This is a genomic window from Aliterella atlantica CENA595, from assembly GCF_000952155.1.
GTDB classification, from domain to species: Bacteria; Cyanobacteriota; Cyanobacteriia; order Cyanobacteriales; family Chroococcidiopsidaceae; genus Aliterella; species Aliterella atlantica.
Window position 1 is genome coordinate 29,032 of record NZ_JYON01000012.1, and the last position, 12,229, is coordinate 41,260.

13 protein-coding genes are annotated in these 12,229 nt (G+C 40.9%); 8 read left to right on the forward strand and 5 right to left on the reverse strand.

Going from position 1 to position 12,229, the window contains the following annotated elements; translation table 11 throughout:
- The first annotated feature begins 56 nt into the window (after window positions 1–56).
- Together UH38_RS12540 and UH38_RS12545 are read left to right on the forward strand one after the other, a co-directional pair.
- Entirely contained in the window at window positions 57–1,385 is a 1,329-nt protein-coding gene (locus tag UH38_RS12540; protein ID WP_072044917.1) for a CheR family methyltransferase, read from the forward strand.
- A gap of 201 nt (window positions 1,386–1,586) precedes the next feature.
- Window positions 1,587–4,718 (forward strand): tetratricopeptide repeat protein, encoded by a 3,132-nt coding sequence (locus UH38_RS12545; protein WP_160295956.1) that lies wholly within the window; start codon window positions 1,587–1,589, stop codon window positions 4,716–4,718.
- Between the two features lie 66 nt (window positions 4,719–4,784).
- Here UH38_RS12545 and UH38_RS12550 read toward each other — a convergent pair whose 3' ends face one another.
- Both UH38_RS12550 and UH38_RS12555 read right to left on the reverse strand, forming a co-directional pair.
- Window positions 4,785–5,543, reverse strand: coding sequence for a glutathione S-transferase family protein (locus tag UH38_RS12550; protein ID WP_045055002.1), 759 nt, complete (start codon window positions 5,541–5,543; stop codon window positions 4,785–4,787).
- A 21-nt stretch (window positions 5,544–5,564) separates the two neighbouring features.
- Window positions 5,565–5,846 carry a hypothetical protein gene (locus tag UH38_RS12555; RefSeq protein ID WP_045055003.1) on the reverse strand — a complete coding sequence of 94 codons (282 nt, stop codon included), beginning with the start codon at window positions 5,844–5,846 and terminating at the stop codon, window positions 5,565–5,567.
- A 96-nt stretch (window positions 5,847–5,942) separates the two neighbouring features.
- Here UH38_RS12555 and UH38_RS12560 point away from each other — a divergent pair, with 96 nt between their 5' ends.
- Complete coding sequence (locus UH38_RS12560; protein ID WP_045055004.1) at window positions 5,943–6,578, forward strand: Uma2 family endonuclease; 636 nt, start codon at window positions 5,943–5,945, stop codon at window positions 6,576–6,578.
- Between the two features lie 73 nt (window positions 6,579–6,651).
- Window positions 6,652–7,020, forward strand: a complete 369-nt coding sequence (locus UH38_RS12565) for a DUF2237 family protein (protein WP_045055005.1) — start codon at window positions 6,652–6,654, stop codon at window positions 7,018–7,020.
- Window positions 7,021–7,190: 170 nt separating this feature from the next.
- Here the strand turns inward: UH38_RS12565 and UH38_RS12570 are convergent, their stop codons facing one another.
- Window positions 7,191–7,523: a hypothetical protein gene (locus UH38_RS12570; protein WP_045055006.1), complete on the reverse strand. Its 333-nt coding sequence runs from the start codon at window positions 7,521–7,523 to the stop codon at window positions 7,191–7,193.
- A gap of 223 nt (window positions 7,524–7,746) precedes the next feature.
- Here UH38_RS12570 and UH38_RS12575 point away from each other — a divergent pair, with 223 nt between their 5' ends.
- Window positions 7,747–8,004, forward strand: a complete 258-nt coding sequence (locus tag UH38_RS12575; RefSeq protein WP_144405673.1) for a hypothetical protein — start codon at window positions 7,747–7,749, stop codon at window positions 8,002–8,004.
- A 152-nt stretch (window positions 8,005–8,156) separates the two neighbouring features.
- Window positions 8,157–8,714 (forward strand): pentapeptide repeat-containing protein, encoded by a 558-nt coding sequence (locus UH38_RS12580; RefSeq protein ID WP_045055008.1) that lies wholly within the window; start codon window positions 8,157–8,159, stop codon window positions 8,712–8,714.
- Here the strand turns inward: UH38_RS12580 and UH38_RS12585 are convergent.
- Entirely contained in the window at window positions 8,705–9,658 is a 954-nt protein-coding gene (locus UH38_RS12585; RefSeq protein WP_045055009.1) for an ROK family protein, read from the reverse strand. The two genes, UH38_RS12580 and UH38_RS12585, sit on opposite strands and share 10 nt — an antisense overlap.
- 195 nt (window positions 9,659–9,853) lie before the next feature.
- On the opposite strand from UH38_RS12585, the gene UH38_RS12590 reads away from it, so the two are divergent.
- Window positions 9,854–10,795, forward strand: coding sequence for a glycosyltransferase (locus UH38_RS12590; RefSeq protein ID WP_045055010.1), 942 nt, complete (start codon window positions 9,854–9,856; stop codon window positions 10,793–10,795).
- Between the two features lie 88 nt (window positions 10,796–10,883).
- Complete coding sequence (locus UH38_RS12595; protein WP_045055011.1) at window positions 10,884–11,624, forward strand: Mut7-C RNAse domain-containing protein; 741 nt, start codon at window positions 10,884–10,886, stop codon at window positions 11,622–11,624.
- A gap of 119 nt (window positions 11,625–11,743) precedes the next feature.
- Here the strand turns inward: UH38_RS12595 and UH38_RS12600 are convergent, their stop codons facing one another.
- Window positions 11,744–12,223, reverse strand: a complete 480-nt coding sequence (locus UH38_RS12600) for a pentapeptide repeat-containing protein (protein WP_045055012.1) — start codon at window positions 12,221–12,223, stop codon at window positions 11,744–11,746.
- Between the last annotated feature and the right edge of the window lie 6 nt (window positions 12,224–12,229).

The window sequence follows — 12,229 nt, forward strand, 5'->3', positions numbered from 1 at the left end:
CCCCCTGATTCTAGAGACTAATCGGCTGCGAGTCCATTTACCCCATAGGATCGGTAATGTCTGCTCAAATACGCCCCAAGAACAGTTTCTTGTGCGATCGCAGCAAAGACAGTGAGGAAGTCAACCAAGAATTTGAAGCATTGTTAGACTACCTCAAGCACAACCACAAATGCGATTTGACAGGTTACAAACGTTCCACTCTAATGCGACGGTTTCACCAGCGGATGCAGAGCATCAAAATAGATAGCTATAGCAGCTACCTAGGGTATTTGCAAACTCACGGCGAAGAGTACCTAGTCATTTTAGAGTACGTTTTGATCAACGTTACCAGTTTTTTTCGCGATCGCGACACTTGGGAATATTTGGCAACAGAAATTGTGCCGACAATCATTGCCAACAAGCAACCCGACGAACAAATTAAAGTCTGGAGTGCAGGCTGTGCAAGCGGGCAAGAAGTTTATAGTCTTTTAATTCTACTTGCAGAAGCTCTAGGCATCGAATCTTGCTTGCAGCGAGTGCGGTGTTTTGCCACCGATGCTGACAAAGCAGCTATTTGGCAAGCTAGGCAAGGTATTTATAGCGAACTAGAAGTTGCCAGCATTCCTACTGAACTGCGCGATAAATACTTTGAGAAAACCATAAATGGTTATGTCTTTCACTCAAAACTGCGCCAGAAAGTTGTGTTTGCGTATCACGACTTGACTCAGGATGCGCCGATGTCAAAGATAGATTTGCTGGTCTGCCGCAACGTCATGATTTATTTCAACCTCAATATGCAAAACTCGATCCTAGCTCGCTTTCATATTGCGCTCAAAGATAATGGGTTTTTGTTTTTGGGTAAAACAGAGGCAGTAATCAACCGCCGACAAATTTTTAAGCCGATTAGTTTGAAGCACCACATTTATACCAAAGGGGCAAATTTAGAAGTAAAGGACTATTCATTAATCAATCCCCGATATCGAGAAAAACCAGCACTTGAAGCGAAACTCCAGCAAAATAACATCTGCCAAGCTGCGTACGAATCGCATCCGTTTGCTCAACTAATAGTAAATATTAATGGTTGTTTGATCGCCGTCAACAAACAGGCGAATACGCTATTTGGATTAACTTTAAAAGATTTGTACCGTCCGTTCGCAGAACTCGAAGTTGCCAAGCTATTAGACAACAGCGTTGCCCATAGAGCATTTTACCGCGATCGCCGTCCTCTGACCTTGAAAAATATGCAGTGGAAGGTAGCAAGATCGACAAAATTCCTCGATATTTTGATTACACCTGTTCTCAACCAAACAAAGTCTATGCTGGGGGTTAATTTAACATTCATTGCCGCAAGCGATCGACAACAAGTAGAGCAAGAAGAATTTGCAGGAGCGCCTCTTTTGAAATAGGGATCGGGCTGTAGGGTTTATTTTGAAAGCGCACCCTACTTTGTTGGATTCATGATGCGAACGCAGATGGACGCAGATGAACGCAGATGAAGACAGATGCTATCTGTAGGGTGTGTTGACTTGCAACGCACCTTACCCATCTTGTTTACCCTAAAATAAGGCAAAGTAGCTAAAACGATGGATAGGCTCAAGGGAGGCAAGATGAAGCGCAAGCATAGACAGGTATCGCGTGGCAGTGTTTTTCTCTCTGGTTTGCTGTTATCTGCAAGTTTTGCCCAGCCTCGTGTAGCAATATCTCTTCCTCTGCCAATTGTGGCTCAAGCGCAGTCGCAAGTGCCGCAAAATGACGTACAAAGGTTCAATCGTACGGTGACGCTGTTTAATGTTTTGTTGGCTGCTTTGGTAATACTTTTAGCTGGAGCGATCGCTAGTGCATTTCTATTACGGCGCAAGGTTATTAGTCAAGTAGCTGAAAGTGTTAGAGCAAATATCCAAGAAATTAAGGAATTGGATGCTAAAATTGCCAACGCTGATAAAGCAATTCAAGAAATTCTTAATGCTGCTCAAGATAATGCTGACGATATCGATAACGATTTGGAAGATTTGGAAGCAGAGATAAATCTCAAGAAACAAGACTTATCGCAGCAATTAGCGGATTTTTCTGCTTCTAAGCAAAAGTTGATCGCACAATTAGAGGCAAAAGTCAAGGATTCAGATGCTAATTTAGCAAGTTTAGTCAAACAATTTAATACTCAAATTAATAATCTTCAACAAGAAACGCAAAAGCAGCAAGCAGTAATATTACAAAACCTCGATAGATTAAGTGCTAACTTTCCTCAAGAGGCGCAAAAAATTCAAGCTGATATCCAAGCTCAAAAAGACACAATATTACAAAGCTTACAAAAGTCGCAAGCAGAGTTTGCAACGCAATTGCACAACCTGCAACTAGAAGCTGAATATCATAAAAAGTCTTTGCTAGAAAGTTTATCAGCAGCAAATACTGACTTTATATCGCAATTGCAGGCAGAAAAAGAAGCAACTTTAGCTAATTTAAAGCAGTCACGAACAGAATTTAATAAACAACTGCATACGCTTCAAGATGAAGCTGAAGGACAAAAAAATGCATTTATTCAAGCTATAGAAAAAGTAAGTAAATTTGTACCGCAACTTCAAGCAGAAATGCAAGAAGCAAAAAATAGATTTCTATCTGAGACAAAAGCAGCACAAACAGATTTTGCAAGTCAAGTTAACGCTCTACGACGAGAAACAGTAAATTCTAAAAACTCATTTATTCAAAACTTAGAACAAACGGGATTAGGATTTACGCCGCAACTCCAAGCAGAAAAAGACGCAATATTGCAAAACCTCAAGCGTTCGGAAGCAGAATTTAGTAAAAATTTGAGTGAGTTACAAGCAGAAGTAGAGAATCAACGAAGTTTGTTAAAGCAAAATATAGAGCGAATAGGAGTGGAAATAACTCCACAAATTCAAGCAGAGGTAGAAGTACAGAAAGAACAGATATTAGAAAATATCGAGCGAACGCAAGTAGAATTTGCAAGTCAACTTACCGAACTAAAACAAGAAATTGCCAATCGTCGCACCTCATTGCTACAAAACATAGAAGAAATAGGAGAAGAAATAACTCCGCAACTGCAAGCAGAAGTCCAAGCAGAGAAAGAAACAGTATTGCAAAATATTGGGCGATCGCAAGCTGATTTAATGGCAGAAGTATTCAAAGTACAATCAGAAATTGAATCGCAAAAGTATATAGTCTTAGATTATCTAAAACAAATAGAAAACGAAGTTGCAACCCGTTTAGCCGAACTAAGATTAAACGCTCAAAATCAGCAAGATATAATCGGGCAAAATCTCCAAGCTTTAGAGCCAGAATTTACAGCTAAACTCAATGAAATTCAAGTATCTGCGGTGCAACAAGCGCAACAGCAAAAAGATTTAGCGATTGAAAAATTAGAGCAATTACAAACAGATATTGCAGCCCAAATTGCCCAAACTCAAACAAGAATGCAAATAGAAGTAGGGCAAGACATAGAAAATCTTAACAAGCTAAAAAGCGAGTTTAATGATATGATGTCGAACTCGCAAACGGAAATAAGAACGCAGCAAAATAAAACTGTGGAAAATCTAGAGAAATTAAATACTGAATCTAACAATCAACTGGCTGCATTACAGTTAGAAATTCAAAACCGCAAGCAATTAACTCTAGAAAATTTAGACAAATTAGAAAGCACCCTAGCTGATGTACTAATGCAAGTACAAGCAGACGCTCAAACCCAAAAAGAGCAGATATTGCAGCAAATAGCAGATATCGCGCCCACGTCTTTATTAGAAGCCGCATTTGCCGACACATCAGAGAAAATTCAAACTCTCACAGAACAATTAGAACGCCTCTACAACAATCATCCTCAGTTGTTTTTAAATGCAGACGACTACATCACCGAAGGCAATATATTACTAGCACAAGGAAATTACCCAGAAGCGATCGCAGCTTACGACAAAGCCTTAGAAACAAAGCGCGATCGCCCGCAAGTATGGCAAGAAAGAGGTATGGCGCTATGGAAAATGCAGGAATATGCAAGTGCGATCGCCTCATTTGACACAGCATTAGAACTTGGTAGTGATAATCTCGATCTCTGGTATTACCGAGGAATCGCTTTAAAAGAGCTAAAAAGGTACGAAGAAGCGATCGCCTGCTTAGATCGAGTAGTAGAAATGCAAAGCGACAACTACCAAGCCTGGTTCAATCGCGGGATCGTTTTAGGTAGAGTTAAACAATACTCTGAAGCGATCGCATCCTACGACAAAGCCTTAGAAATTGCTCCCGACTACCATCAAGCTTGGGTAGATCGAGGAGTTGCATTAGGTAAGTTGCAACGTCACCAAGAAGCCTTTGCATCCTTCGATCGCGCAGTAGAAGTAGAACCAGATGATGCTGTAGCCTGGTTAAATCGTGGTATGGCGTTGCAGGTACTAGAAAAATACGAAGAAGCGATCGCCTCATTTGATAAAGCAATAGAACATAACCCCAATTCTTATAAAGCCTTAAACGCCAAAGGTTATTTGCTAGTGCAACTAGAGCGCGATGACGAGGCTTTAGAGAGCTTTGACAAAGCATTAGAGATTCAACCAGACTACCCCAACGCCTACTACAACAAAGCCGCGTGTTACGCTCTGCAAGGACAATTAAAACCAGCAATCCAAAACTTACAAACAGCAATTTCCCTCAATCCCCGCTATCGCCAAGAAGCGAAAACAGATCCAGATTTTGATGAAATAGCAGCCTCTAAGCGCTTTCAACAATTAGTTGAAGATTAATTACCAGTTAGTAGTAGGTACAAGCCAAGCAAAATTTATGGAGATTAACTGGTCACTGGTCACTGGTCACTGGTCACTGTTATTATGGCGTTGCTCCTGGTAGAGACGTAAAGCAAATTTGCCTGCTTTAGTCTTGCGAAGTTCTTTGATTACCGCAGCCATTTCCTCATTGGGTTTTCCAGCTTGAGTAAGTTGGATGGGATGCTGTTTGGGGCGCAAAACTGGAGATGCTAAGGCTGCAAATGTCAAGTCTGCGGCTGTAAATTTGTCACCAACTAAGTAAGAGCGATCGCCTGACAAACGCTGACTGACTAACTCGAAAATTTGTCTAACTTCTGTTAAAGAACTAGCGGCTGAAGCAGCAGAAACATCGTAAGCACGTTTGACAATCTGACGCATGACAGGAAATGCAACTTTTACCCCTACTTGCTCTAACTGTGTAGCGCCATTACTCCACATCTCTTGCAAAGCTTCGAGATCGCCTATGCGGTAATAATATCCCCATTGGCGAACATATACGCCCAACTTGCGATCGAATAATTCTTCTAATTGCTCGACTTGGGAGCGTAGTTGAGGATCGCTAGGGTATAAATGACGTTCCGTTGTAGCGATCGCATCAATATGGTGCAAAATATCTCTAGAATCAGTAAAAACGCCAGATTCAGTAACTAGAACTGGAACGCTTTTTCCTCCCAGCCTGCGAGTAGTCAAACGATGAAAAACTGGTGCGTGGCTTTCCTCTACATAAGGAACCTTCAGCCAATCTAGCGCCCATCTTGCTTTTTCACAGTAGTGGCTAATGGCAATCGTAATTAGGCGATTCATAGTTGTACCTATTGCAAGTTATTATCTCTGCGTTGCTCTACGCTTGATACCTAGCGCGTAGATGACAAAAGCAGCGATCGCGCCAATAGCTAAAAATAATAACCCATCGTTGGGCTGAGTAAAAGTTTCCTGCGCCAGTAGAAAACCAACAGCCGCCATTGCTGCTATAACTACAAGTCTCAAGCATTCTACAAATAAGTAACGATTGTTAGTCTTACCAATTTCTTTGCTAAGAGCGATCGCATCTACAATCACAAAAGAGCCAATACTGGAAAATATAATTAATCCGACAATATATTTCATCGCTCGCGCCTCGATTTAAACTTGTAACCTTAGTATTGCTTGCTCTAGTGCGACTGCTAAATTAGAAAAAGTTAAGGGCAGTGTCAAGAGATAGTTATGTACGCTGTAATTTCACGAGACAAAATTCAACTTCCCCCTGGAACTGTAGTCCGAATGCCTGGAAGTTGGCAAGACTACTGTGCCTTGCGCGATAGCCGAGGTGATGGCTCAATTCCCCGCATTAAGTATCGCGCTGGAGAAATTTTACTGATGAGTCCCCTTCCCAGACATGGACGTGAAGCCCATTTGCTTGCCAGAATTGTTGAAGTTTTACTAGATCGCCAAAACCGTAACTACGAAGCCTTTACCCCAATTACAATGGATATTCCCGAAGAAGGGGGAATTGAGCCAGACTACTGCTTTTATATTGACGACTGGGAGGCAGCCGTAGGTAAAGATCGGATTGATTGGCAAAGCGATCCGCCGCCGGATTTGATCATAGAAATTGATGTTACTACCTACACCGCCGCTACAGACTATTTGCCCTACAAAGTTCCAGAAGTTTGGTTATTCAAAAACAGCGGTTTAAAAATCTACAGTCTGCAAGAGGAAAGCTATCAATTGCAACCATCGAGCCGCTATTTTCCAGAAATTGACCTACCAACTTTAATTGCTCGAGTATTGCAAGTCGCATCACAGCAAGGAACTGGGTTTGCTCTGCGAGAATTCCGCCAAATGTTGCACGATCTATAAGTAATATTAGTTCGATAGTTAAGGTTGTACGCTTATATAGTGCGATCGCTTCTTTATCAGGAGATTAATTACTATGTCAGAAGCTAAAAATGTCCTTGGAGGCAAGCTAGAAGTTTGCTGCACAGATCCCATGACTGGATTTTATCGTACTGGTAGCTGCGAAACGGGACCTGAAGATCGCGGCATTCATATAGTTTGCGCTCAAGTTACTGAAGAGTTTTTAGCCTTTACCAAGTCTAGAGGCAACGATCTAAGTTCGCCGACGGGGAGTTTTCCAGGACTTAAACCAGGCGATTGCTGGTGTTTGTGTGCCTCGCGCTGGCAAGAAGCTAAGGAAGCTGGTGTTGCTCCCCCAGTAGTTTTAGCAGCAACTCACGTTTATGCGCTCGAACATCTGTCTCTAGATGACCTCAAGCAACATTCTGTAGAAGAAAAATTCTAAGGTTTATTTTGAGTTGCCAAAATTCGCCAGATAACAAAAACTGTAAAACCTACATAACCACATACTGCCAACCAATCTAGCAAACTGCTATCTGCCATAAATCAAAGTAGGACTCATTGCACAATCACAACATTATGCAATGTATCTTGGCGTAAAATTCCCAAAGGTGTCTAAAACCTGAGCCTACCTTGAGTTATTAACCGAAATCCTCCAGCCATCGCAGCAAAGGCGATAAAGAAGTTCCACAAGCTAGTTGGTTTTAAAATTACACCGCCACTCAAAAATACCAAAACTGCACCAATACCTAGCAAAATCCAGCCTAAATTACCTGTTTGTCTGGGAAAAAATAGCAGGCTGATAATTCCACCCATAATAGCTAATACAGAGCCACCAGCAGGGATGTCGCGCCAGAAATAAGGCGAGTAGTGGGTAGCAAAGATAATATTTTGCCCTAAAAAGTAGATGCCTAAGATTAGTAGGGCAACTCCTAAAAGCTTGCTCATAATTTTTCTATATCCTTAGCGTGCCTATTACTTACCTATAGTTCCCAAAAGCTCCTTGTCTGTTACAACTTTTGCCATTAGTGCGATCGCTACTTTCTGAGAGACTTGTTTAGGCTTGTTACATTTTCTCTTTATTGTTAATAAATATTGCAACTACTTGATTTAATTGTTAGCTTATGAATATGCAAACAAATGATGAGTGTTATTACTTAAAGGAGGCATTATGCTTCTCTCCTTACTAACCCTTGTAGCCATGATGTTATTTGGCGGTTGGATATTTGGCGCTATGTACCCTACTACTGGGAATGCTGGCAATCGAGCCAATATAACAAGCCGGAAGATTTCGCTGTTGTCGTTAATTTTGTTCGTATTCTTCCCTGGATTTTATCAGCCGCCATCTCCCGCACGTGACAATATAGACGATCGCATTTTAGGCAAGAAAGCGATCGCCATCTCAAGTACAGTTCTATCTAAAGAATGAGTAAAAGTACCTCTTAAGACAGGATGCTTGTATTTGACAGGTTGGTATTTTATTCATAGATAAAAACAACATTTAGTAAATCACTTTAACAAAACCGCCCTAGCTCTAGAGTTAGGGCGATTTAATTATTGACGCATCAAGTCAAAATAAATATGCAAACCTTAATCCAAAAATTCTCAATTATTAAAAGTACGCCAAAAGAAATTCTGCTATTTGATTCCGCATTAGCAGCAGAGGATATTGCCTATATGCTAGGTGGTCAATGGGACGGATGCAACGGCGTAGTAGTAGATAAGCGCGATCGCATAGCTGTTGATACAGCAGCTAGCTTGGTAGGTGCTACATGGTGCTATGGCGGTGTCTCCTCTGCTTTTTTAAAGCCTCTAAACGTTGACCAATTCAAAAAGCGCTATGCAGCAGGAGAAAGAAATTTTGTTAATGCTAACTTGAGGGGTGCTGCTCTAGTTCAGGTAAACTTAAGTGCAATCAACTTAAGTTGGGCAAAATTGAATTTAGCAGACCTAAGCGGAGCAAACTTAAGTAAAGCAGATTTAATATCAGCAGATCTACAGGAAGCTAACTTAAGTGGTACAGATTTAACAGGTGCTAATTTATCGATGGCAGATTTAAGAGGGGCGAACCTGCTAGACGCAAAGCTAGAATTAGCTTGTTTGCGCGGGGCAAAATTACCAAATAATTATCAAATTTGAGCGATCGCATCTTCCGCCAAAGCAATAGCGCCCCATAACGGCGCTTCATCGCCTAACATAGCTGGGACAATATCAAAATGAACTTCAGGTAAAGCAGTTTCACGGGCTACACGCTGAATTTCTGCCCAAAATGATTCGCCAGCTTTGGTTACACCACCACCTAATACAAACCGTTGCGGGTTAATTAAATTCGCAGCATTACCAATAGCTACTCCCAACGCCCAAGCTGCTTTTTGCAAAGCCTCCTCAGCTAAATCGTCTCCTTTTGCTGCTGCTTGACTTACTTCTACAGCCGTAATAGATTCTATATTTGCTCCTAAAGTACGCAATATCTTGCCGCGTTCTGGTTGTTGCTGCAATTGTTCTTGTACTTGCTGGGCGATGTATCTTCCCGATGCTAATCTTTCTAGACAGCCGCGTTTACCGCACAAGCATAAAGGACCTGTAGGATCTACTACAATATGTCCAATTTCCCCCGCCATTCCTTCTGTACCGCGCCAGGGGCGATCGCCTAGAATCCAACCACCGCCTACACCTGTACTCACTGTAATATACAGCAAGTTACTAAAGCCTTTACCCGCGCCAAAACGATGTTCTCCCATAGCTGCAACATTCGCATCGTTATCTACACTGACAGGAACATTAAATTCTGCGGCAAGGATGTCAGCTAAGGGTACATTCTCCCAGCCAGGAACGTGATGCGACAAGTGGACTGTACCAGTAATAGCATCTACAGGTCCGCCGAAGCTAACTCCAATTGCTGCTATTTGTTCTAGTTGCAATTCGCGCTTAAGAGTGCGGACGATCTCTAAATCTGTTGTCGCGCTTGCATTTGGGGGTGATAAAACGCGCCGATGCGATCGCAATTGATGTTCGCCGATAGTAATTACAGCCGCCGCCAGTTTAGTACCGCCGAAGTCTAAAGCTAGAATTGATGAAGTCACTGCCTTTATAGTTCAAACAAAAATTAATTCTACTGTTAGGCTATTACGGAAAGTTTGCTTGCGCAATGCTATAAATCAATTTTTTTAGCAGGGAATGAGCTACAAATGAATCTAGAGTCTATTGCCTTAATAATGAATATTTGAGTATAATTTTTTCGCGATCGCTTCCAGACAAAGCTATATTCTAGATATCTTATGATCTCAAGCAATGTACCTCTTATTTCTGTAATTATTCCAGCTTTTAATTGTGAAACAACTATTCGGGAAACGGTTAACTCTGTTTTAAATCAAACTTGGAAAAATTTAGAATTAATCGTAATTAATGATGGTTGCCAAGACTCAACTTTAGATATTGTTAAAAGTGTTACAGACTCGCGGCTCAAGGTCTTTTCTTATACTAATTCTGGTGTAGCTGCTAGTCGCAATCGAGGAATTTCTCATGCTACGGGGGAGTTGATTAGCTTTTTAGATGCTGACGACCTTTGGACAACAGACAAACTAGAAGCCCAATTAAAAGCCTTAGAAGCAAATTCTCAAGCAGATGTAGCATATAGTTGGACAGACCATATCGATGGCAATAATCAATTTTTAAGAGGAGGTCCTCGCCATATTGTAAATGGAGATGCGTACGTAGAGGTTTTAAAAAGTAATTTTTTAGCTAATGGCTCTAATATATTAGTTCGCTCTCAAGCTTTAAAGGAAGTAGGTGGCTTTGACAAAGCTTTTACTCCTGCGGAGGACTGGGATATGTATTTGAGGTTAGCAAAGCGCTATCACTTTGTTGCAGTGCCCTCTCCACAAATTTTGTATCGAATAACTTCTACTTCTGCATCAAGTAATGTTTTTAAGATGGAAGGGGTATGTTTGCAAATTATTGAACAACAATACAGCCAAGCTCCCGCAACCATGCAGTATCTAAAGACAGAGAGTTTAACTACTCTCTACAAATATTTAATATACAAAATATTTGAAGAATCTACAGGACGACAAAAAGGTATAAGAGCAGGTAAGTTATTGTGGGGGTACATCAAAAACGATCCTGCTAAACATCGACGGCTTCGTTTTAAGTTTTCCTTGTTGTCTGAAGTTGTAAAAATGACTTTACTGCCTAGTTATCAGCCATATCTACAATGGTAAAAACCCAACTAGCTTATAAATGCATGACAATTATTAAATATTGCATTGCACTACTGCTAGGCTAATTGTGAACCTCTTGCTCATCGCAATGCCAGAAGTAAGTTTTCGCGTTTTAGCAGAATTAAATGACTTTTTACCTAGCGATCGCAGACAAGTTTGTTTTACCCATTATTTTAAAGAGCGTCCGTCTATTAAGGACACTATTGAAGCATTAGGCGTACCTCATCCTGAAGTTGAAGCGATCGCTGTAAATGGTAAATGGGTAGATTTTGCCTACATAATTCAAGATAAAGACCAAATTAGCGTTTATCCTGTCTCCGAAGCTGCAAATATCCAAAATGCAGTTAGTTTGCGATCGCCGCTACCCCAAGTTAAGCGCTTTGTGCTAGATATTCACTTAGGCAAGCTAGCAAAGTCATTGCGGATGTTGGGGTTTGATACTTTGTATCGCAATGATTACCACGACGATTTATTAGCGGATATTTCTAGCCGTGAAGGGCGAATTTTGCTGACGCGCGATCGCGGTTTGCTCATGCGGAGTATTGTAACTTATGGCTACTACGTCAGGCACACTAATCCGCACAAGCAGTTAACAGAAGTATTTCAACGTTTTGCGCTTAAAGAAGGTGTAGCACCATTGCAAAGATGTTTGCGCTGCAATGGTTTATTAGTACCAGTAGCTAAAGAGAGTATCATCGACCAGCTACCACCGCAAGTTAGAGAGCAAGTAGATAAATTTTATCACTGTCAGCAGTGTCAGCAAGTATATTGGCAAGGAACGCATTACGAACGTATGCAAGAGTTTATTAAATCAGTGGTAGATAAATAAGCTTCTAGCTGCTACACAGAATTGTTTTGAATAGTGCGATCGCTTTTATCAAGCTTTAGCCATTGCTAGAAAAGTAAATACTCTAGATAGCGAGGAGAAATACATACAAATTATCTACTTTAACCCATAAATACAGCACCGCGAGATATTAACTCTTGACGTTGCTGATTTGTAATGCCAATACCTGTACCGAAATTGCAATTTTCTACTATTGCACCTTGCCAGATAGTTTCATTTAGCGTTGCACCTCGCAAATTAGCATTACTTAAATTTGCACCAGTAAAATTAGCAAATATCAAATCTGCATCAATTAAGCTACTACCACTTAAGTTTGCGTCTGACAAATTGCCACGAATAAAGTTTACACCATCTAGAACTAAATCAGGCAACTCTACAGCTTGTAAATTCGGAAACTTAGCTCTGCTAGGATTATTAAAAAAGCGCATCACGCAAGCTACATTTGCTTCTGTAAGCGGCATTTTAGTTAAAAAATCTGCATAACGTCCTAAACCAACTTGCTTGAGAGTCAAAAGACGTTCTTGGGGTGCTTGCAAAAGAAACTGTTTGCCTATTTGGTAATTATTTTGAGTAAGTTGCATTAATTT

Coding starts and splice junctions, on each gene's coding strand:
- UH38_RS12545 (WP_160295956.1), top strand. CDS start 1,587: ATGAAGCGCAAGCATAGACAGGTATCGCGTGGCAGTGTTTTTCTCTCT.
- UH38_RS12570 (WP_045055006.1), bottom strand. CDS start 7,523: ATGAGCAAGCTTTTAGGAGTTGCCCTACTAATCTTAGGCATCTACTTT.
- UH38_RS12575 (WP_144405673.1), top strand. CDS start 7,747: ATGCTTCTCTCCTTACTAACCCTTGTAGCCATGATGTTATTTGGCGGT.
- UH38_RS12590 (WP_045055010.1), top strand. CDS start 9,854: ATGATCTCAAGCAATGTACCTCTTATTTCTGTAATTATTCCAGCTTTT.
- UH38_RS12595 (WP_045055011.1), top strand. CDS start 10,884: ATGCCAGAAGTAAGTTTTCGCGTTTTAGCAGAATTAAATGACTTTTTA.
- UH38_RS12580 (WP_045055008.1), top strand. CDS start 8,157: ATGCAAACCTTAATCCAAAAATTCTCAATTATTAAAAGTACGCCAAAA.
- UH38_RS12540 (WP_072044917.1), top strand. CDS start 57: ATGTCTGCTCAAATACGCCCCAAGAACAGTTTCTTGTGCGATCGCAGC.
- UH38_RS12555 (WP_045055003.1), bottom strand. CDS start 5,846: ATGAAATATATTGTCGGATTAATTATATTTTCCAGTATTGGCTCTTTT.
- UH38_RS12550 (WP_045055002.1), bottom strand. CDS start 5,543: ATGAATCGCCTAATTACGATTGCCATTAGCCACTACTGTGAAAAAGCA.
- UH38_RS12600 (WP_045055012.1), bottom strand. CDS start 12,223: ATGCAACTTACTCAAAATAATTACCAAATAGGCAAACAGTTTCTTTTG.
- UH38_RS12560 (WP_045055004.1), top strand. CDS start 5,943: ATGTACGCTGTAATTTCACGAGACAAAATTCAACTTCCCCCTGGAACT.
- UH38_RS12565 (WP_045055005.1), top strand. CDS start 6,652: ATGTCAGAAGCTAAAAATGTCCTTGGAGGCAAGCTAGAAGTTTGCTGC.